The sequence below is a fragment of the Granulicella paludicola genome (genome assembly GCF_025685545.1).
GTDB classification, from domain to species: domain Bacteria; phylum Acidobacteriota; class Terriglobia; order Terriglobales; family Acidobacteriaceae; genus Granulicella; species Granulicella paludicola.
The window spans coordinates 20048-40106 of the sequence record NZ_JAGSYC010000025.1 but is presented as its reverse complement, the minus strand read 5'-3'; the positions used below and the strand labels follow the sequence as shown (position 1 = coordinate 40106).

Genomic DNA, 20059 nt, shown 5'->3' with positions numbered 1-20059 from the left:
TGGTGTTGCTCATGAAGATCAGCCTGCGGTTCCTCATTGCCTATTCCGCCGTCGTCACCGTCGCCTTCATGCTCACCGTCTACTTCGGCTTCGTCCACCCCGTGCAGGGAGCCTCCCGCGTCACCGACTTCGATCGCATCCGCGCGCATCGCATCGACCTCGTCGAACCCGACGGCACCGAGCGCCTCATCCTCTCCAACCGCACCGATTACCCCGGCAGCTTCTACCACGGCAAGGAGTTCGCGCGACCGGACCGCAGCGACTCCGCCGGTCTGCTCATGATGAACGACGAAGGCACCGAAGACGGCGGTTTCATCTGGGGTGGTCTCTCCAAAGACGGCAAGCCGATGAGCTTCTCCCACCTCAGCTTCGATCAATACGAGCAGGACCAGACCCTCAACCTCGAATCCTCCCTTGAAGACGGCCACCGCTTCACTGGCATTCACATGAGCGACGTCCCCGACTTTCCCATCACGCCACAGATGATGGCCGACTACACCACGGCAAAGTCGATGCCCGAAGGACCAGCGCGCACGGCTCAACTCTCGGCCCTGCAGAAGAAGTACCCACCGGCGCACCAGCGCATCGCACTCGACCGTTCCCGCGACAACTCTGTAGGCCTTACTCTCAGCGACGCCACCGGTCACCCTCGTCTCAAACTCTTCGTAGCAGCCGACAACACTCCGCGCATCCAATTCCTTGACGCGACCGGCAAGATCACGCGCACCCTATCCACCGTACCCTGACGCACTCAAACAGTTCCGAGAGAACACATGAAGCGAATCGCACTCACACTCACCCTCCTCCTAGGCACCTCCCTCATGAGCGCCCAAAATGCACACGCAGGCCCCTCACCCGTCACACTCCGCAGCCTTCGTGATCAGCACCGGGCATTACTTATCTTCACTTCCGGCACAAATGCGCAGTTCCTCGACCAGATCAGCGCTCTGGCAGCCAACGCGAACGATCTCCGCGAACGCGATATCGTCCTCACCCCTATCCTGTCGCACGAAGACAACAAGCCCTGGAGAGAGACTTTCAGACTCGACACGATTGTCACCCTATCCGCACCCGAGCAGACAGCAGCCCGCAGGCGCTTCCACATCGCACCCGACGCCTTCACCGTCATCCTCATCGGCAAGGACGGTGGCGAAAAACTTCGCTCCTCCTCACCAGTCTCCCTGGACAGGCTCCTCAGCACCATCGATGCGATGCCCATGCGTCAGGACGAGATGCGCCAACGGAAGCGCTGAGCAAGGAACTTTCGAGCACATAGCTCGTATTAGTCTTTATGCTCTCGAAAGCCCCGCACGTTCTCCTCATAGCCTGCGCTACGGTTACCTGTTGCCTCGCCCGCGCCCAGCAGCCTGCGCCGACGGCCGAAGCCATCATGGCGCGTGTCGCTGCCAACCAGGACCGGGCTGAAGCCGAGCGCGCTCACTTCATTTACGTCCAGCACGCTCACACTATGTCGCGTAAAGGCAAGACCATCCGCTGCGAAGAGATCACCGACGCGCGCGTCACACCCTCTGACAAGGGCTCGCACCAGGAACTCCTCAAGCTGGATGGGCGCCTCCTCGTCAAAGGCAAATACCTCACCTACAACGCGCTGCCAACCCCAAAAGGAAAGACCGATAACGCCGACCCCGACAGCAAGGATGAGAGCCTCGACGTCAGCATAAAGGCCGAAGACGACAACGAGAAGATGGACCGGGACCTTGTCGAAAACCTGCGCCATAATCTCCTCGACGCCGATTCAAAGGACGGCGTCGCCGCAGGTCTGTTTCCGCTCACTTCCAAGGCCGCACCGCACTATCTCTATCGCCTGCTCGGCCGCGAACTTCGCAATGGTCGCGATGCTTTCCACATCTCTTTCACCCCGAAGGACGATGAATACGACTGGAAGGGCGATGCCTGGATCGATACCACCGCGTATCAACCTATCGTCGTCCGCACCAGGCTAGATAAAGATATTCCCTTCGCCGTCCGGCTGCTGCTTGGCACTAGCCTCCCCGGTCTCGGCTTCACCGTCACCTACGCGCCCCAGCCCTCCGACACGCCCGATGCCCTCTGGTTCCCCATCACCTTTGGCACGGAGTTTAAGATGAATATCCTGTTCTTTCTCCACCGCACCATCGTCCTTGACGCGAAAAACAGCGACTTCGAAAAGACCCACGTCAAATCCACCATCCTGCCGAGCTCTGAATCCTTCCGACAGCAATAGGAAAGGCTCCCATCCGGGAGCCTTTCTTCACATCTATTCCACAGCTTGCTAAGAGCTAAGCCGCAATGATTTCAACACCGCGCCAGAAGGCCACATGGCGCTTGACCGACTTTGCCGCAGGCTTCGGATTGGGGTAATACCAGGCTGCATCGGGGTTCTCCTGGCCGTCCACCAGCACCGTATAGTAACGCGCCTGTCCCTTCCAGGGGCAGTTCGAACTTGTGGAGCTGGGCTTCAAAAACGTCCGGTTCACCGTCTCTTCGGGAAAGTACACATTCCCCTCGATCGTTTCAACCTTCTCGCTCTCAGCGATAGTCTGTCCGTTCCAAATAGCCTTCATGTCCGCCTTCCAATCTTTTCAGTAAGATACGGCTCGCAGAGTGTCAAACAACACAACATTCAACACCGACCGTTCGTGGTGGCCTGGTACTTGCTCTACTTTAGCACACATCTACTGGAAACGGAAGTCTCTACCGAAGCACCTACCAAAACCCGTAGTATGCTCCGGCTTTGTGAAGAAGCCTAGGCTACAGCCAATGGCCTTGTCTTCTCCGGATCAGGCTTCTTGAGCGTCACCGGCTCAGCATCTGGATCAACCTTCGGCTTCGGTGGTCCAATCTTCTTCTCGAAGCTGCACGCCTGCGTCTTCGGAGCCTCCTCAGGCGCTCCCTTCTTGGCACGCTTCTTCGGCATCGAATCGTGGTTATTCGGACACACCAGGAATATCCCCTCAGCGTTCGAAACCTCCACCAGATACGCCGAATCGCACTTCGGACACGTCTCGTTCATCAGCAGCTGGTTGCTCGTAAAGTCGCACTTCGGATACCGCGTACAGCCGTAGAACGTATCGCCGCGACGGTTCTTGCGCACCGCGATCTCGCCGCCGCACTTCGGGCAAGGTACGTCAAGCAGGTCCTGCTTCACGTACTTGCACTTCGGATACCCAGAACAAGCAATGAACTCACCATACTGGCCATCTCGCTGCAGCAGCGGTTTGCCACACTTCGGACAAGGCTCTTCCAGCACGACCGGAGGCTTCGACTGCACCTTCTGCGTCAGCTTTCGGATCGTCTTGCACGGCGGATCCTCGTTGTATCCAGGACATGCCATGAAAGGTCCCCACGGCCCATTGCGCAGCACCATCGTACGTCCGCAGTTATCGCAGGCCTCGTCTTCCTGGTCCGCAGCATCCGCTCCCGGAGTCGTCAAATCTGGCTTCGCCGAAACATTCTCCTTCGTGAAGTCGCAGCTCTCCGGCTCAACGACCAGCTTGCCGCCAATCTTCTTCGCCTCCTCCGCCGCGCGCTGCAAAGCCTCCAGCAGCTCCTTCTTCTCGGTCACCTCGAGCGACAACTCCGTCATGTCGTCGTTCATCACCTTCACATGCATCGGGAAGCTGAACGCCTCGGTCACCTTCTTGATCGCGACCTTAGGATCTTTCTTCAGCGGCCCCAGCGCGACCGTCACCGGCTTTGCCTTCGTGAAGTTCGAGCACGAATAGAAGCTGCCGAACTTACCCCACTTCAGGATCAGCGGCGCTCCGCACTTCTCGCAAATCTCGTCGGACGGCTTCTCCCAAGCCTTGATGTCCTCCATCTCGACCTCGGCCACCTTTAGTTCTTTCTCAAGGTGTCCGTAAAAGCCCTTCAGCAGGTCCGTCCACTTCTCGGTGCCATCTTCCACAGCGTCCAGCTCGTTCTCCAGCCCCGCCGTGTACTCCACCTTGAAGATATACGGGAAGTTCTTCACCAACAGGTCCGTCACCACCATGCCAATCTCGGTGGGCACTAGCTTCTGCTGGATCTTCTTCACATAGTCGCGTTCCTGAATCGTATTAATGATGGACGCGTACGTCGAAGGCCGACCAATGCCGTTCTCCTCCAGCGTCTTCACTAGGCTCGCTTCATTGAACCGCGGAGGCGGCTGCGTAAACTTCTGCTGCGGATCGAGCTTGTTGCACGTCAGCGGCTGAGCTTCCTTCAACTCCGGCAGACGGCGGTCCGCCGAGCTGTCTTCGCTCGTCGAATCCGACGCCGACTCCTCATCCTCGCTCTCCGCCGCCGCAGCCTTCGCCTCTGCCTCCGCGCGAGCAGCCTTCGCCTTCTTTGTCTCTTCATCGAAGCGCAGCCAGCCGTCAAACTTCAGGATGCTGCCCGTAGTGCGGAAGTCATAGGTCGCATCCGCTTTCGCCTCGATCTCCACTGTCGTCTGGTCGAAGACCGCAGGCATCATCTGGCTCGAAACCGCGCGCTCCCAGATCAGCTTGTACAACCGGAACTGTTCGTCGGACAAGTACTTACGCATCTTGTCTGGCGTGTTGTCCACGCTCGTCGGTCGGATCGCCTCGTGGGCCTCCTGCGCGTCCTTCTTGCTCTTGTACGCGTTCGGCTTCTCCGGCAGATACTTGTCGCCAAACTTCTTGCCGACCCACCCGCGAATCTCCGCCACCGCATCGGCACTCATGTTCGTCGAATCGGTACGCATGTAGGTGATCAGACCGACCGTGCCCTCGCTGCCCAGCTCCACACCCTCATACAGACGCTGCGCCACACCCATCGTGCGCCGCACATTGAAGCCGAGTCGTCCAGCCGCCTGCTGCTGCAGCTGGCTCGTCGTAAACGGAGCCTTCGGGTTCTGCCGGCGCTCGCGCTTCTCGACACCCTTCACCCGCCACGTCGCCTTTTCAAGCTGCGCCATCACCTCATCGACGGCGCCCTTGTCCGGTAGCGCATTCGCGAGAAATTGCTCCTTGCCATCGGCATCCACGCCGTTCGAGACCCGGATCGGCTGCCCGGCCACGCCCACCATGCGAGCGGTGAACTGCTGCCCGTTCTTCTCCGGAGAAAGCACCGCATCTATATTCCAGTACTCCACCGCGTTGAACGCGTTGATCTCCCGCTCCCGCTCCACGATCAGCCGCAGCGCGACTGTCTGCACTCGTCCTGCGCTCAGCCCGCGCTTGACCTTGTCCCACAACAGCGGCGAGATCTGGTAGCCCACCAGGCGATCCAACACGCGCCGCGTCTGTTGCGCATCCACCAGGTCCTCGTCCACGTCGCGAGTGTGCTGGAACGCCGCGATCACGGCCTTCTTGGTGATCTCATTAAAGGTGACGCGGCGCAGCTTCGTCTTGTCCTTCATCGAAGGCAACAGCTGCATCTTCAGGTGCGCGGCAATCGCCTCGCCTTCGCGATCAGGATCGGCGGCCAGAAACACGCTGTCACTCTTCGCGGCCAGCTTCTTCAGCCGGTCCACCACCTTCTCTTTGCCTGGCGATACGATCAGCGTCGGCGCAAACGTCCGCATCTTCAGCTCGACACCGATATCGTTCTTGGGCAGGTCCATGATGTGCCCAATCGAGGCCTCCACAACATAGTCGCTACCGAGATATTTTCCAATCGTCTTCGCCTTCGCCGGCGACTCTACGATGACCAGGTTCTTTGCCATACTGCACACCCATTCGGAGAGCCAACGGCCGAAGCCTTCTCTCCGCTTCCAATTCCTATGCAAACTAACACGGACTGCCGAGGCCAAGTCAAATGACGCTCTTCTCCACCTAAGCCGTTAGACGCGACTCTCACCTCTTTACTGTTTGTCATTCCGGCAGGGAATCTGCGTCTACAATCTGCCCTTTCGGCCTGTCATTCCGCTCTTCTTGGCTTGTCATTCCGCAGCGCAGCGGAGGAATCTGCATCTACATTCCGCGACAGCCTTTAAAAGCACCGCACATAATTCTTGCCCGGCATCTGCCTCACTTTGCCCGCCAGTTCCAGCTCAAACAAAGCCGTAAATATCTCACCTGACGCGAGTTTCGCCTCCAGCCGTTCGATCAGCGCATCCAGTTGAAGACCCTCGTCCTGCCGTAACTCTTGTATCACGAGCCGCTCATGCTCACTCATCGGCGGCCCTTGAGCCATGTCGGTGAATAGAGATGCGGTCCCCCCACCAAACGATTCTTTCTGCCCGTTCTGGGCTGCCAGCTCATCCTCCAATTGCACCCGCACCTGCGACGGCAGATCCTCCCAGATGTCCTCCCACGTCGCCGTCAGCTTCGCCCCCTGCTTGATCAGCGTATTCGGCCCCCACGACCCCTTGTTCGTCGCATTCCCCGGCACCGCGTAGACATCGCGACCCTGCTCCAGCGCACACCGCGCTGTTATCCGCGTTCCCGAATACTCCGCAGCCTCCACCACCAGCACTCCGATGCTCATCCCACTCAGCGTCCGGTTGCGGATGGGAAAGTTCTGCGGCGCCGGAAACGTCCCCAACGGAAACTCACTCACCACCGCCCCGCCCTGCGCTACGATCTGCTCGGCAAGCTTTTTGTTTTCTTTTGGATAGATCACATCGATCCCCGTTCCCCACACCGCCACCGTCGCCCCTCCGACATCGAGCGCCCCCTTGTGTGCGCACGTATCCACCCCGCGCGCCATCCCGCTCATTACAGCCATGCCGCGCTTCGCCAGCTCGCGGCTCAACATCTCTGCCATCCCCGCTCCATACGGCGAAGGTTGCCGTGTCCCCACCACCGCAATCCCTGCGCGCGACAGCTGTCGCACCTCGCCTCGCACCCACAACACCGCAGGCGGATCGTAGATATGCAACAGCCGCTCCGGATAAGCCTCATCCTCAGGAGTGATATACACAGCCTGCTGTTCCGCCGTCCGTTCAGCTTCCTTCAACGCAGCCGTCCGAGCACGCCCGTCGAACACAAACTGTGCCGACTCCGCGGGCATCCCTGTGCTCTCCAGCTCTGTCAACGACGCCGTCAGCACCCGCGCAGCCTCACCCAGCCGCCGTATCGTCCTTGCCGACCGGGTAGGACCCATCCCGGGCGTCAACGTCAGCGCAAGCCATCCCAGGCGCGCCTCTTCGTTCGCACTCATCATCACGCGTACCTCTCTGCTGCGTCGTGCGCCCATCCTACCGCATCCAATCCGAGGCCGTATCCTTAGAAATCAGTCTTCTTTTTCCTACTCCCCATTCCCTATTCCCGAATCCCTGCCTCTATGCCCCTCCGCGTCGCCGCCATCTCGTTTCTGAACCCCGCGCCTCTGCTCTACAACTTCGAGCACGAACCCGCAGCCACAGACCTTCGCACCCGCTACGACGTTCGCTACACCCTTCCCTCCGCCTGCGCACAGCAGCTCCACGACGGCACCGCCGACCTCGGCCTCATCCCCATCGCCGCCCTCACCCCCCAGCTCGCCATCGTCCCCGGCTGCACCATCGCTTCGCTGCACGCCGTCCGCAGCATCCTGCTGCTCATCAAGAACCCCGATCATCTCTCGCAACAGGCCGCCCTCGAATCCGTCCGCACCCTCGCAGCCGACACAGCCAGCCGCAGCTCTGCCGCCTACGCCCGCATCCTCTTCGAGCACTTCCATGACTCTCGCCCTGTCTTCATCGAACATGACGCCGATCCTATCCCCATGCTCGCCGCCAACGATGCCGCGCTCCTCATCGGAGACCCCGCGCTTCTAGCCCGCGAACATCGCGCACAGATCGACGCAGCGCACCCCGACCTCATCTGGATCGACCTCGCCACCCTCTGGCGCGAACTCACTGGCCTGCCCTGGGTCGCCGCCGTCTGGGCCGTCCGCCCCGAAGCCCTCGCACCCAACAACATCACCTCAGCGCAACTCATAGCGGATCTCATCGCCAGCCGCGACGCAGGCATGGCCAACACCGAAACCCTCGTCACCGAGTGGACCCCACGGATCGCAGTCCCCCCCGCAACGATCCGCACCTACCTCACCGAAAATATCCACTACGTGCTCGACGAAGACTGCGTCCGCTCCATCGAGCTCTTCCGCGAACTAGCCACAAAGATCGGCGCCCTGCCACCGATGCCGATCCTCAACCTGCTCTAAATCCACCTAATCACCGTTATTCTGAGCGAAGCGCGCAGCGCGTAGTCGAAGAACCCCGAGGGTCTACATTCGCCACAGTAGCTGGAAGCTTTCACGCGAAAGCTCTCCGTGTTCTTTACGGCGCCCAGGTCCACCCCTCCACCTCATGCAGCGGATCCCGCGGCTTCGGCAGCGTCGCAAACTCCGCGCGCCGCTCCGCCATCACCATCGTGCTCACCAGCGCATCGAACGCATCCTCCCCCGCCAGCGCCCTCTGCAGCACACCACGCCCCAGCCCTGAGTATCCCTTCGCCTTCAGGTAAGCCTTCCGTGCCTCCGCATTCGACTTCTTCACCGGCCCCGTCATCAGCCGCGTATACATCTCCACCACCAGCGGCTGCGGCCTCTTCAGCGCAAGCCCCGGCGCGTCGAACGGCCACACCCGAAACCCGGCGCCACGCAGTCGCTCCAGCACCGCAAACCCACGCAGCGAAGCCGTCCCCACACTCCCCGCCCCGCCAATCTGAAACACACTCTTCGGAGTAATCCCCTTCACCCGCTCACGCCGCTCTTCCTCCGGGATATACGCGGCCAGTTTGCAATCAATATCCGTAGCCCGCAGCATCCGGTGCAGATGTTCCCCACTGAACTCCGCCGGTCGCTTATGAGGCTTACCCCAGAACCTCGCATCCTCATACCCCGTCGCCAGCCATCGCTCTGCATGTTCCTCGCGAGACACCAGCTCCCAGAACGCTGGCCCCGTCTTCGCCCCTTGCTCATCCCGCACAAACCACGCCGGAAACCCGAAGCAGAAATCGAACCCCACCACCATCCGCGGAGTCTCCTTGGCCAGCTCAATCAGCCACTCCGCAACCTCTGCTCGCGTCCTTCCGGCCTCCAGCCGAACCTTCTCACCCCGCGTCCACACTCCAGCCCAGATATGCCGCCGCTGCCCCGCCGCATCCACCCGCCCCGACCAGTCAATCCCAACCACCCGCTGTACATCGTTCTGCATGATCGCCTTTATTGTCATTCCCCTGAGCGAAGTCGAATGGGGAATCTGCTTCTGCATTTGCTCCTGCCTTCTCCAACCCCACCTAAGCTCAGTACCCCGATGCTTTTTAGCATTGGGTCTCATCGTCAGCAAAGAAGGGAACGGGCTTCAGTCCATAGGTTTGCTGTCTCCTGTCCGAGCCTCACTCCTCCATTCCTTCGACATCCACCTCCTCCACCTCTGTCCCCCACCCCCGCAGCACCTTCCACACCGTCCCCACACTGAACCCCGCGCCCACCAGCCGACGCATCGCCCGCGCAATCTCCTTCTCGCCCTCCGGCTTCTTCATCCGTTTGCGTTCGACATACTGCCTCGCCAGCGCGACCTCGTCCACATCCTCATAGGCTGTCGTCAGCGTCGCATTCGCCAGCTCATTCGGAATCCCCTTCTGCATCAGCCCTTGCTGCACGCGCCGCTTGCCGAACTTCTCGTTCTCCTGCCTCATCCGCGTGTACGCAGCCGCAAAGCGCTCATCGCTCAGGTAGCCATACTCCTTCAACTTGAGAATCACCGCGTCGATCGCCGCCTGCCCCGCCTCGCCCGGTTCCGCGCGGTCCCGCATCCTAAACCGCATATCGCGTTCGCTCTTCATCTTCGACGCCAGCGACCGGACCGCATACTCCAGCAGCCCAGCCACCCCCAGCGGCTCGCGCGGCTTCTTCACCCGTGGCATCTTTGCTCTATCAAAAGCCATACCGCAGTCTACGCCGCCCCCTAACCCATTTCCCGCGCGAACCCGTCTATCCTGTTGAAGAACGGCAGTAGATCTCCGTCATTCTGAGCGAAGCAGCCTGGGCTTTTCGCAAGCTGCGCAGTCGAAGAAACCCGAGGATCTCCTCTAGCCACAACCGTTAAGTCATTTCTAACCGCCACCTCTAAGCGATGCCCGCACATCCAATGAAGCTCACTCTCCTTCTGCTCGCCCTCGTCACTACCCCGGCCCTCGCTCTTACGGCAAATGCCCAGGGCTTCGGCACGCTCGACCCCACACCACCCACCGGCATCACCCTCCCGCAGATCCTCGAAAAGATGGGCCAGCAGGAGTCCGCCTTCTCTGCCGCGCGCAACGATTACACCTTCCGCCAGGACGTAAAGTTCAACACCATCTCCGACGACACCAATCGCCCCGACGGCGAGTACCACCAGATCACCGACATCTCCTTCGATAAGGACGGTCGCCGCGTCGAGCACGTCGTCTTCGCTCCGCAGAACACCATCGAAAAGGTCATCATGACCGAGAACGACTTCAAGGACATCGAAAAGAAGCTGCCCTTCGTTCTCACCGCCCCCGAGCTGCCCGAGTACAACCTCACCTACCTCGGTCGCCAGAAGGTCGACGACCTCGATACCTACGTCTTCGACTGCGCCCCCAAGACCCTCGTCAAAGGCAAGCGCTACTTCCAGGGCAAGGTCTGGGTCGACCAGCAGGACAATGAAATCGTCCTCATCAACGGCCTCACCGTCCCGCAGGACACCCGCGTCGGCCACGAAGATCTCTCCCCGCCCTACACCACCTACTACCAGCAGATCGACGACAAGTATTGGTTCCCCACCTACACCAAGGCCGAGGGCATCCTGCACTTCGCCGCACAGCACGGAGCTCTCTCACAGGACGTCCACGTCCGCACCGTCGTCCGCTACACCGACTACAAGCGCTTCAAGACCAGCGTCACCATCCACTACAACGGCGAAGACATCACTAACAACAAGCCTGACGATGCTGGCAAAGAGAACGACGCCAACCCCATGTCCACCCCACCCGCCAAACCCCACTAAGCTCAACCCACCAAGCAGACAAAGGACGCTACGGAACTCGTGGCGTCCTTCGCGCTTTCCTGAGCGCCCTTTGCTCTCAATGCCTCTATCTTCGCGTTCCGAAGCGCCCTAATTACTCAAAATGTCCTCGTAATAATTCGCAATCAGCTTCTTGGCAGGCGACGGCACCTTGCCCAGCTTCACCGTGCGCTCCACCGTCGAGTTCCCCTTGATCGACAGGTTGAACAGCCGCGGCGTGTGTCCATCCTGCATCTGCAGGTACAGCGGCAAAATCATCAGGAAGCCATCGGACACATGGCTCTGCGTCACCTTGAAGTGCATCGTCGTCTCGCCATTCTCTACCGTAAAGTCCGACGCCACGTCGTAGTGCGGCAGCTCCGTGCCGTACACATACTCGTTGAAGAACCAGTCCAGCTTGCCGTCGTGCGCAACATTCATCCACGGCGGCATCGTGCGCTCGAAGCTCGCCTTTAAGTCCTCCGTCGATGCCGCTTTGCCCGCATACTCCTTCACAAACTCCTGCATCGAGTGCTTGAACGGTGCCTCGCCTTCCTTCGGCGTCCAATACATCACTTGCAGCATGTGCATCACATACGCGCCCTTGCTGTAGATCAGGTCCTGATACACATTTCCCGTCTTCTCATTCGCCACACGCTGGCCCATCGTCAGCGGCCCTGCATCGATCGGCCGCACCCCCATCGCGTTCTTTTCCACCAGGTTCTTCTTCTGCTCCTTCCAGAAATCGTTGAACGGCTTCAGGTCCTTGTTCGTCGCCACTAGGTACAGGCTCACCGAAAAGTTCGCGAAGCCCTCGCTCATCCACTGGTCGCGATAGCTGTCGAACCCCACCTCCTGCCCCCACCACTGATGTGCCACCTCATGCGGAGTCACCTCCTCCCAATAGCTCGGATCGTGCTGCAGCAGCCCCATCTGGTGCTTCACCGTGTCGTCGAAGAAAGCACACACTGGCAGATACACCAGCATCGGCCAGCTCTGTCCGAACCCGCAGGCACTCTGCTCCGTAAGCGCCACGTGATCGTACGGCAGCTTGCCGAAATACTCCGAATACACCTGGATCGCCGCGCTCCCCTGCGATAACTCGTACTTCAGCGCCGAGCTTGCCTCCATCGACCCCATCGTGCCGCCTTCCATCCCCTTCATCGAATCTGGCAACTCCGTATTCGCATACGCCAGTACCTCGAAGCCCTGCGGCGTCTTCAGCTGCGTCGAAGCAAACTCACCCAGGTTGAACCCCGCCACCGCTATCGGCGTATCCGTCGCCCACACCACCTTCTGCCCGCCATCCTCTTTCTCGGAACTTACCCGCTTGCCGGTCGCAACAATGTCCAGGTTCTTCGGAATATGAAACGTCATCCTGTAGTTCGCGAACCCGCCTAACGCCTCATCGCCCGCCGGATACCAGCTCTCACGCGCGCCCGGCCGCAGGTAGTACATACCATCACCATCGCGCCGCACCGCATCCGGCCCGCTGTACTTCGTCAGCACATGCAGCGTCGCGCCCTTCGCCACCGGCTTCGGCAGCACAATCGCAAACTGCGGATCGTACTCCTTGTCCTCCTGCACAAACTCCAGCGGATCACCGTCGCCGTCATACACACCCGACACACGCAGCGTCGGATACAGGTTCAACGGCAGCACACGCAGCCCACCGAGACGCATCGTGATCGTCGTCTCCACCGCGTTCGTCATCTTGCCCGACCGTTCCATCCGCACATCCATCACCTGTTCGGAGACATGCAGCGGAACGCCTCGCTCCACCGCCGCATCCTTCATCTTGTAGGCCGCCCACGTGTCATAGTTCGAGCCGTCCCACGTCGTCAGCTCCACCTGATCAGGCACGCGCTCCGGATCCACCTTGAACAGCACATTCCTTCCGCTGAACATGCCTCCCATCCGAAACGACGCCAGAAAGAATCGCTCTCGCGTCGACGCCTCCGGCCCGGCCGTCACCTCTCCCAGCAGCCTTAGATCGAAGTTCTCATGCAGCGTCGTTCGAAACTCCTTTGCCAGCCCGGACGCAGCTGCGCTCGCCTGCGAAGCCAACGGTCCCGCACTGCCCGCGGAAGCCTTGCGGATCTCCTCCGCCGTGTCGTCGCTGAAACGCAGCACTACCGTCGAAAACTCCTGCGACATCACACCGCTCTTCGTCAGCAGCGCCAGCGAGTGCTGCTCGTTCGCCTCTTTTGGAGCCAGCTCGAACCGTCCATGCCCCAGAAACACCGCGCCCGTCTCGCGACCGCTCACCACTCCATAGAGATAGAAAGCACCGTCGGTAAAGTGAAAGATGCCACCCTCACGCTCCAGAGTGAACTCCTTCACCCGCACGCCCTCACCCACCGGCCCCGCCGTCCGCAGCGCTCGATACACCCCATCACCGTTCGCTGCACGCGCCGCACCACGCGGCTCAATCGGATGCTGCGCATACCCGCCCACACCACACGCAGCGAAAACCACCGCCACAACCGCAACCCCAGTTTTGCTGAACATGGCAGCAGCCTATCAGCAATCTATCGCGCCACCAATCCCCTCCACAAAGTGCAAAGGACGCCACCTGACTCGTGGCGCCCTCTTGCACTCTGGCTCGTCATTCCCCAAGCGCGTCCGCTTTTGCTTCTCTACTCCCTGTTCCCTACTCCCTGCCTCTCAAGCCGCTGTCTCATTCTCAAAGTACAAATACTTCCGCCAGTTCGCATCCGCCGACCCAATCATCCGCATAATGTGCCGTGACGTGTGCAGCGAGAACGGTCTCGGCTCACGCAGCAGCTTCATGTCCGTCAGCTCATGCAGCATTTGGCTTCCCTTGCGACGGTTACAGTCCTTGCAGCACGCCACGAGGTTCTCCCACGTGCTCAGTCCTCCGCGACACCGCGGCAGCACGTGGTCCAGCGTCAGCTCAGCAGCGATCAGCACCTTCTGGCAGTACTGGCACGTATTGCGATCGCGCAGCAGAATATTCTTTCGGCTCAGCGCGCGCGTCTGGTGCGGAATCCGCCGGTACTCCAGCAGCCGAATCACGCTCGGCATCTGCAGGTTCATCTTGTGCGAGTGCAGCATCGCTCCCTGCTCTTCCTCCGTGCGCGCCACGCCCTTCAGCACCAGCACCAGCGCCCGCCGCGCGCCGCATATGTTGATCGGCTCATAGCTCGCATTCAGCACCAGCACCGGCGTCTGCATCGCTGGCTGCCGAAACACACCCATGCGAATATCAATCGCCTCCGCCCGCGCCGTTCCCGGCACCGGATGGGTTGTGTGGTGTCTATTCCCCGTTCGCTTCGTCCGCGTCCTCGTATCGCCTGCGTGCATCCCTGCCTCCGGTCAATAAGTACGTTGTCTTACGAAACTCTCTCCGACTACTAAAAAATCTGGGTGCCCTATGGCTCGATTCTGAGACATCGGAGACTTACCAAAACTCTCTCCGTTTGGAAACATCCGGCGACTTTATTACCGACCCATCCGACGACTTCACTGGGTGCCCCATGTCTCGATTCTGAGACGTGGGAGAACTACCACCAACACTCCACATCGCCACATCCGACTCCCGATACACCGCCACACTTCCAGCAGGCTGAGCCTTCGCCGCCGTCGCGACCCAGACCTTCGTCGCTCCCGCCCCCTTCAACACCCGCGCACATTCCCGAGCCGTCGCTCCGGTCGTCATCACGTCATCGACCAGCAGCACCTCGCGGCCAATCACCGCATCAGGCCTTGCCACCCGAAACGCCCCGCGCAGGCTCGCTCGCCGCTGCTTCGGGCTCAGCATGTACAGCGGCCGAGTATCCTTCACCCGCACCAGCACACCAGCCGACACCTTCAGCTTCGGACTCATCCTGCGGACCGCAGCCTTCGCCAGCAGCTCCGCCTGGTTATACCCACGCTCCCGCTCGCGGGCCGCAAACAGCGGCACCGGAACCACCACCAACTCCTTCGCCGCATCCCGCAAAAGCGCGATCGCCGCCGCCAGCCGCTCGCCCAGCAAAACCTCAGCCACAGCACGCCGCCCCGCAAACTTCAGCAGGTGCAGCATCTCTCGCATCTCTTCGTCGTAATCGTCCGCAGCCACCGCGCGTTCAAACTCTGGAGGTGCCAGCCTGCACATCGTGCATTCACTCAATCCCATCGCCGCCATCATCCGCGCCGACTCAAACCCCATCGCGTCCCCACAACGCGAACAAACCGTCTCATCTCGTCCAGCCGTGCGAGCACCCACCAGCGCCACGCATGCCTCACAAACCCGAACCCTGCCCAACGAAACCATCGCCGCGCCACACAAACGGCAATCCGAAGGCATCACAACATTCGCAATATCGGCAAAAGATCCATGGGCAGTCCCACCCGCCCATTCGAAACAACTTCGGAGAACGCGCGTCACCGCACGCCATCCCTCCGCCTCGCGACCGACCGGCCGCGGCCCTGAGGGCAACGTACCCGGCGGTCCAGGAGGACCACCACTCTCGAGTTGGAAATCCTTCACGCTTTCGCTGCTGAAGACCTACCTACCCGTGACACCAGCAAAAGAAGCTCCAGCTGTGTCGTTGCGCGTAGTCTACCACTGCCCCATTCCCGCTGCAATCCACAGCACTGACTTCCAGCCTCCACTCGGGTACCCCGAGGCTTCAGCCGCGGGTCTCATACCGCGCAGAGAATCAGGGCTTTAGCCCTGCGGTTTGCGCTCCTCCCCGCAAACCGAACATCGCCTACTCTCGATTTACGACTCCCTACTCCCTACCTCCCCCTGTATCCTGATAAGTAGCTAACGTGACCCCCACCGCGACCATCCCGGCCACCGCCTCCGCGCCCAAGACCGCGACGCGCCGCCACACCCTGCTCTCCGACTACGTCGCCCTCGCCAAGCCTCGCGTCTCGCTGATGGTTGTCATCACCGCTGGAGCCGGTTTTTATCTCGGCTCGCTCGCCTCCTCGATTCCTCCCTTCAATCTGCTTCTTCTCAAGACCCTCATCGGCGTCGCCATCGTCACCGCTGGCTCCGCCGTCCTGAACCAGGCTCTCGAACGCTCCACCGACCTCCTGATGCCGCGCACCGCCTCGCGGCCCATGGCTCAACGCCGCATCGGCCTCGCCCACGGCCTGCTCCTCGGCTTCGCGCTCACCTGCCTCGGCTCCATCTACCTCGCCTGGGCTACGAACCCCATCACCGGCATGCTGACGCTGCTCACCGCCGTCGGCTACGTCGGCATCTACACACCGCTCAAGCGCATCACCACCCTTAATACCTTCATCGGAGCCTTCCCCGGCGCGCTCCCTCCGCTCATTGGCTGGACCGCCGCCCGCGGCCTCATCGAGTGGCCCGCCGTCGCCCTCTTCGCCATCATCTTTGTCTGGCAGTTCCCGCACTTCATGGCCATCGGCTGGATGTACCGCAACGACTACGCCAGCGCCGGCATCCGCGTCACTTCCACGCAGTCCTCGATTGACTGGGCCGCCCGCTCCTCTGCCCTGCAGTCGCTCTTCTACGCCGTCCTCATGATCCCGGTCAGCCTCTGGCCCTACTGGCTGCACATCTGCGGCCTGCCCTACGCCATCGTCGCCACCGGGCTCGGCCTCTGGTACCTCGCCGCCACCATCCGTTTCATGACCATCACGCGCCACCCGCAGGACACCAAGAACCGCACCATCGCCCGCCACCTGCTCAAAGTCTCAGTAATCTATCTCCCACTGCTCCTCGCCGCCATGATGCTCAACGCCCAGGGACGCCTCATCTTTTAATCTGTCTTGTAATTCCCGCAGGGAATCTGCTTCGCCCGCTTTTGTTTGTCATTCCCGCAGGGAATCTGCTTCATCCGAACCACCTCAACTTTGTCATCTCGACCGAAGCACCGCAGTTTTATCGCGGTGCGCAGCGGAGAGACCTGCAGTTCGCCCCACCAGCACCGCCACCCGCTACACTGAAACCACCACCATGACGACCGCGCACGACACCAACACCTACCGCACGCCCCCCTCGATCATCGCCACGATCATCGGCATCAGCCTCGTCGCGTCCCTCTTTCTCAGCTGGCTCGTCTACTACCACCAGCCGACCGACGTCGCCGGAACGCAACTGGCCTTCCTGCCCGCGCTCAACGCCGCCCTCAACGGACTCTGCACGATCTTCCTGCTCATCGGCTTCAGCAGGATCAAAGCGCGCCAGATCACGGCCCATCGCAACGCCATGTTCGCGGCCTTCATCGCCTCCAGCCTCTTCCTCGTCAGCTACATCCTCAACCACGCCATGCACGGCGACATGAAGTTCCCCGCCGGCCACCCGACGATCCGCTTTATCTACCTCTGGATCCTCCTGCTGCCGCACATCCTGCTCGCCGTAGTAGCCCTGCCGATGATCCTGATCACCTTCTTTCTCTCACTCACCGGCCGCTTCCCGGCCCACAAAAAGATCGCACGCTACACCTTCCCCATCTGGCTCTACGTCTCTGTCTCCGGAGTCGTCGTCTACGCCCTGCTCGCCGCCTACAAGTAACCCGCGAGCCCCGATAACTGCCGATAGCCTTGTCATCCTGAGCCGCAGGCGAAGCACCTGCTTCTCGCTCTTCACTACTGTCTACTCACTACTGTCTCCCCACTGCCCTTATGCAATCCGACACCCGCAAGCTCCTCATCACCGGCTCTCTCATCTTCGCCACCGGAGCGATCTCCGCTCTGCTGATGGACACCGTCTTTGGCGGCGTAGGCCACCAGGGCCCGCACACCAACGGCGGCTGGCTCACCCTGATGATCGCGATGGGCTGCCTCCCCACCGGCCTCCTCACCCTCCTCCTGGGCATCGCAAAACTAGTCGGTGACCTCCGCCGCGACTAAACCCGCGCATGGCAGTCATATCCTAAGCGAAGGCAAGCCAAAAGCCCTCATCTCACTCTTGCATTTGCTTGTCATTCCCGAAGGGAATCTGCGTGTCGGATCGCCGCCCCAACTTCCGATATGCCGACTTCTCGTCAGCAATCAGGCTGGAGCAGTCATCTGTCCAATATGCCGTTGTCTGGACAATCGCCTTGGCTGAGCCGTCCAACGGGTGCTTTTGCGAAGGTAGAGGATAATGGCTTCATGCCAACAGAGATTTCAGTCGGTGAGACGGACGATCCCTACTTCATTGCGATGCTCAATGCGATGGTGAAAGGGCTCGCCCGCCGGAACAGATCAGACGAGTTATGGGTCATCAAGATCGACAACTGGTTTGACCATAAGTGGCTGAGGTTTTCAGGTAAGGGAATAGTGGATTTCAACTGGGGCGGCGTGACGAATCGGTTCGATGCCGCCCTGGATGAGTTCTATCAAGATAAGGTGACCTTCCCACCCTTTAACCCAAACAGAATTGAGGGGCAATGGTCTTTTTTGCGGGCTGGCGACCATTACGTTGAATCTCCGTTGCCCGAGATGCCGCACCGATCCGAGAAGCAACCCAGCGAATCCAATCTACTCAGGCGTATTCAGGACTTCAGCCGATCGGCATGTTTTGTCTGGTATAGCGGGAACACGGTAGCGAACGGCAGGGGCAGCGTGATGGTCTACGAACTATCAACTGATCGGGTTGACTGCTGGTATGCTTCCTTCAGTCGGCGGCAGGAGTGGAAGTTACAGGCCACGAAAGGCGCGCGCCGCGAGGACGTTGAGCGGTTGCTGCACTTGTCCAAGTAGTCGGCTGTTCGGACGCCCACTTGATTAGTCCTCATAAACGCTCATAGCGGAAGCAACAGACTTTGTCGCGACAACCGCTTACATATTTGCTCTTTTCGTTCCCATCTCCTAAAGTATTAGGAGAATTACTCAATCTCTCCCGCCTCGTCCAACCACCGATGCCTCCCAAATCCCTCATTCTCGCACTAGCTCTCTCCGCCTCGATCGCCGCCGCCCAAAGCGGGGCATCGCCCACCCCCGCTCCACAGCTCTCCCCCAAAGCCGCCTACGACGCGGCCATGCACCCGCTCGACCTCACCCGCGCCTCCTTCGGCAACTGGTCCGACACCGAGCTCGCCGCCCTCAAAATCACCATCGCCCATGCACAAACCGAGTGCGCCGCCCGCGACCCAAAGACCTTCGCCAACGACGACCTCATCGACCTTGCGCACCTCTGCGCGCTCGGCCAGTCCTGGCCCGCCGTCATCGACGCCACCTCCCTCTACATCGCAGCCGACACCCCCAGGCCCCGCCTCAAGGACGCCTACGCCAGCCTCATCGACGCCCAGCTCCACGCCAAAAACGAGCGTGCCGCCTTCAAGTCCGCACAAGCGATGCTCGCGGCCATCCCCGACAAACTCCCCTACGACTCCGTCGCCGCCGACACCTTCACCGAAGCCATCGCCTACATGCAGTTCACCGACACCGAGGATGCCCTCGCCCTCAGCGCCGCCCGCCAGCCTCTCCTCCTCGCGAACCTGCACGCGGCCGCCACGCCTCCCACACAACAATCCCCCTCATCTCAATCAGTCCGCGAGCTCTACGCCGACGGCCTCACCCTCGCCATCCTCCAGCAGCTCTCCAGGCAGTCCCCCACGGAAACCGTTGCCACCCTCGACGCCGCGCTTCCCCCTCAGCTCGCTCCCGACGACGCCATCCCCATCGCCGCGCTCCGCCGTCGTTACGCCCTGCTCGGCCAGCCGCTGCCAAAGCTCACCCCCGCCAGCTGGCCTGGCGCACGACCCTACCTGACCAGCACGCGTCAGGCGCCGCAGGTGCCCGCCCTCCACGCCATCACCGCGCTGCTGCTCTTCCCCGACTGGTGCGCCCAGTGCATTCGCATGGGCAGCAAGTTCCCGGAAACCGTCTTCACCGTCTCCGGCCATGAAGCCTACTTCTACGGTCTTCTCGCCGAAACGATGCCTCCAAACAAACCACCCACCAAGCCGAACCCCAGCTTCAGCCCCGCCGACGCCGCCAACTACCTCACCGGCACACCCACCTTCGCTGTCGATGCCTCGCTGCTCAGCCTCTTCAGCGCCAACGACCCACCCTTCGCCATCATCACGGATAGTCAAGGCATCATTCGCGTCGCTCAACCCGTCACCGAAGACGCCTTCAACTTTGGCAACACCATGGACTCTGCCATCGCACTCGTCGGCAAGCAGTTTCCGCTCCCCGCGCGCTAATCGGCTCAGCTATACCAATATCCGCCCGCCAGCGGAA

General features: G+C 60.8%; 18 protein-coding genes. 10 read left to right on the top strand and 8 right to left on the bottom strand.

The annotated features are described in order from the left end of the window. The first annotated feature begins 11 nt into the window (after window positions 1-11). The 3 genes from OHL14_RS12060 to OHL14_RS12050 are packed head-to-tail and all read left to right on the top strand — an operon-like array spanning window position 12 to window position 2224. A complete protein-coding gene (locus OHL14_RS12060) occupies window positions 12-746 on the top strand; it encodes a hypothetical protein (protein ID WP_263379605.1) in 735 nt (244 codons plus the stop codon). Window positions 747-773: 27 nt separating this feature from the next. Beyond that, window positions 774-1253, top strand: coding sequence for a DUF4174 domain-containing protein (locus OHL14_RS12055; RefSeq protein ID WP_263379604.1), 480 nt, complete (start codon window positions 774-776; stop codon window positions 1251-1253). A gap of 38 nt (window positions 1254-1291) precedes the next feature. Continuing rightward, a complete protein-coding gene (locus OHL14_RS12050) occupies window positions 1292-2224 on the top strand; it encodes an outer membrane lipoprotein-sorting protein (RefSeq protein ID WP_263379603.1) in 933 nt (310 codons plus the stop codon). Between the two features lie 55 nt (window positions 2225-2279). Here OHL14_RS12050 and OHL14_RS12045 read toward each other — a convergent pair whose 3' ends face one another. The 3 genes from OHL14_RS12045 to dprA all read right to left on the bottom strand — a co-directional run bounded on the left by OHL14_RS12045 (window position 2280) and on the right by dprA (window position 7113). After that, the gene (locus OHL14_RS12045; RefSeq protein ID WP_263379602.1) at window positions 2280-2564 is read right to left on the bottom strand and encodes a DUF427 domain-containing protein; all 285 of its coding nucleotides are present in this window, start codon (window positions 2562-2564) and stop codon (window positions 2280-2282) included. A 182-nt stretch (window positions 2565-2746) separates the two neighbouring features. Further along, entirely contained in the window at window positions 2747-5671 is a 2925-nt protein-coding gene (gene topA, locus OHL14_RS12040) for a type I DNA topoisomerase (protein ID WP_263379601.1), read from the bottom strand. Between the two features lie 266 nt (window positions 5672-5937). Next, window positions 5938-7113 carry a DNA-processing protein DprA gene (gene dprA / locus OHL14_RS12035; RefSeq protein WP_263379600.1) on the bottom strand — a complete coding sequence of 392 codons (1176 nt, stop codon included), beginning with the start codon at window positions 7111-7113 and terminating at the stop codon, window positions 5938-5940. Between the two features lie 120 nt (window positions 7114-7233). On the opposite strand from dprA, the gene OHL14_RS12030 reads away from it, so the two are divergent. Next, on the top strand, window positions 7234-8097 hold the full coding sequence (locus OHL14_RS12030; protein ID WP_263379599.1) for a menaquinone biosynthetic enzyme MqnA/MqnD family protein: 864 nt from the start codon (window positions 7234-7236) through the stop codon (window positions 8095-8097). Between the two features lie 115 nt (window positions 8098-8212). Here the strand turns inward: OHL14_RS12030 and OHL14_RS12025 are convergent, their stop codons facing one another. Together OHL14_RS12025 and OHL14_RS12020 are read right to left on the bottom strand one after the other, a co-directional pair. Beyond that, complete coding sequence (locus tag OHL14_RS12025; RefSeq protein WP_263379598.1) at window positions 8213-9091, bottom strand: hypothetical protein; 879 nt, start codon at window positions 9089-9091, stop codon at window positions 8213-8215. Between the two features lie 181 nt (window positions 9092-9272). After that, window positions 9273-9824: a regulatory protein RecX gene (locus OHL14_RS12020; protein WP_263379597.1), complete on the bottom strand. Its 552-nt coding sequence runs from the start codon at window positions 9822-9824 to the stop codon at window positions 9273-9275. 188 nt (window positions 9825-10012) lie between these two features. Here OHL14_RS12020 and OHL14_RS12015 point away from each other — a divergent pair, with 188 nt between their 5' ends. Further along, the gene (locus OHL14_RS12015) at window positions 10013-10906 is read left to right on the top strand and encodes a hypothetical protein (RefSeq protein WP_263379596.1); all 894 of its coding nucleotides are present in this window, start codon (window positions 10013-10015) and stop codon (window positions 10904-10906) included. Window positions 10907-11014: 108 nt separating this feature from the next. On the opposite strand, the gene OHL14_RS12010 is transcribed toward OHL14_RS12015, so the two are convergent. From OHL14_RS12010 to OHL14_RS12000, 3 genes are all read right to left on the bottom strand, one after another. After that, window positions 11015-13414: a M1 family metallopeptidase gene (locus OHL14_RS12010; RefSeq protein WP_263379595.1), complete on the bottom strand. Its 2400-nt coding sequence runs from the start codon at window positions 13412-13414 to the stop codon at window positions 11015-11017. Between the two features lie 156 nt (window positions 13415-13570). Further along, window positions 13571-14230, bottom strand: coding sequence for an HNH endonuclease (locus OHL14_RS12005; protein WP_263379594.1), 660 nt, complete (start codon window positions 14228-14230; stop codon window positions 13571-13573). Window positions 14231-14327: 97 nt separating this feature from the next. Next, window positions 14328-15077: a ComF family protein gene (locus tag OHL14_RS12000; RefSeq protein WP_263379593.1), complete on the bottom strand. Its 750-nt coding sequence runs from the start codon at window positions 15075-15077 to the stop codon at window positions 14328-14330. Between the two features lie 605 nt (window positions 15078-15682). On the opposite strand from OHL14_RS12000, the gene cyoE reads away from it, so the two are divergent. From cyoE to OHL14_RS11975, 5 genes are all read left to right on the top strand, one after another. After that, on the top strand, window positions 15683-16651 hold the full coding sequence (gene cyoE / locus OHL14_RS11995) for a heme o synthase (protein ID WP_263379592.1): 969 nt from the start codon (window positions 15683-15685) through the stop codon (window positions 16649-16651). Between the two features lie 193 nt (window positions 16652-16844). After that, window positions 16845-17402: a DUF420 domain-containing protein gene (locus tag OHL14_RS11990; RefSeq protein ID WP_263379591.1), complete on the top strand. Its 558-nt coding sequence runs from the start codon at window positions 16845-16847 to the stop codon at window positions 17400-17402. A 110-nt stretch (window positions 17403-17512) separates the two neighbouring features. Then, window positions 17513-17740, top strand: coding sequence for a hypothetical protein (locus tag OHL14_RS11985; protein ID WP_263379590.1), 228 nt, complete (start codon window positions 17513-17515; stop codon window positions 17738-17740). Between the two features lie 120 nt (window positions 17741-17860). Next, entirely contained in the window at window positions 17861-18574 is a 714-nt protein-coding gene (locus OHL14_RS11980; protein ID WP_263379589.1) for a hypothetical protein, read from the top strand. A 158-nt stretch (window positions 18575-18732) separates the two neighbouring features. After that, window positions 18733-20022 (top strand): hypothetical protein, encoded by a 1290-nt coding sequence (locus OHL14_RS11975; protein WP_263379588.1) that lies wholly within the window; start codon window positions 18733-18735, stop codon window positions 20020-20022. Window positions 20023-20059 lie beyond the last annotated feature (37 nt).

What these genes read in the sequence shown, in the direction of transcription:
- OHL14_RS12000 (WP_263379593.1), bottom strand. Translation starts at nt 15,077, where the DNA reads ATGGGGTTTGAGTCGGCGCGGATGATGGCGGCGATGGGATTGAGTGAA.
- OHL14_RS12045 (WP_263379602.1), bottom strand. Translation starts at nt 2,564, where the DNA reads ATGAAGGCTATTTGGAACGGACAGACTATCGCTGAGAGCGAGAAGGTT.
- OHL14_RS11975 (WP_263379588.1), top strand. Translation starts at nt 18,733, where the DNA reads ATGCCTCCCAAATCCCTCATTCTCGCACTAGCTCTCTCCGCCTCGATC.
- topA (WP_263379601.1), bottom strand. Translation starts at nt 5,671, where the DNA reads ATGGCAAAGAACCTGGTCATCGTAGAGTCGCCGGCGAAGGCGAAGACG.
- OHL14_RS11990 (WP_263379591.1), top strand. Translation starts at nt 16,845, where the DNA reads ATGACGACCGCGCACGACACCAACACCTACCGCACGCCCCCCTCGATC.
- OHL14_RS12010 (WP_263379595.1), bottom strand. Translation starts at nt 13,414, where the DNA reads ATGTTCAGCAAAACTGGGGTTGCGGTTGTGGCGGTGGTTTTCGCTGCG.
- OHL14_RS12005 (WP_263379594.1), bottom strand. Translation starts at nt 14,230, where the DNA reads ATGCACGCAGGCGATACGAGGACGCGGACGAAGCGAACGGGGAATAGA.
- dprA (WP_263379600.1), bottom strand. Translation starts at nt 7,113, where the DNA reads ATGATGAGTGCGAACGAAGAGGCGCGCCTGGGATGGCTTGCGCTGACG.
- OHL14_RS12020 (WP_263379597.1), bottom strand. Translation starts at nt 9,824, where the DNA reads ATGGCTTTTGATAGAGCAAAGATGCCACGGGTGAAGAAGCCGCGCGAG.
- OHL14_RS12015 (WP_263379596.1), top strand. Translation starts at nt 10,013, where the DNA reads ATGCCCGCACATCCAATGAAGCTCACTCTCCTTCTGCTCGCCCTCGTC.
- OHL14_RS12055 (WP_263379604.1), top strand. Translation starts at nt 774, where the DNA reads ATGAAGCGAATCGCACTCACACTCACCCTCCTCCTAGGCACCTCCCTC.
- OHL14_RS12025 (WP_263379598.1), bottom strand. Translation starts at nt 9,091, where the DNA reads ATGCAGAACGATGTACAGCGGGTGGTTGGGATTGACTGGTCGGGGCGG.
- OHL14_RS11980 (WP_263379589.1), top strand. Translation starts at nt 17,861, where the DNA reads ATGCCGACTTCTCGTCAGCAATCAGGCTGGAGCAGTCATCTGTCCAAT.
- OHL14_RS11985 (WP_263379590.1), top strand. Translation starts at nt 17,513, where the DNA reads ATGCAATCCGACACCCGCAAGCTCCTCATCACCGGCTCTCTCATCTTC.
- OHL14_RS12030 (WP_263379599.1), top strand. Translation starts at nt 7,234, where the DNA reads ATGCCCCTCCGCGTCGCCGCCATCTCGTTTCTGAACCCCGCGCCTCTG.
- OHL14_RS12060 (WP_263379605.1), top strand. Translation starts at nt 12, where the DNA reads ATGAAGATCAGCCTGCGGTTCCTCATTGCCTATTCCGCCGTCGTCACC.
- OHL14_RS12050 (WP_263379603.1), top strand. Translation starts at nt 1,292, where the DNA reads ATGCTCTCGAAAGCCCCGCACGTTCTCCTCATAGCCTGCGCTACGGTT.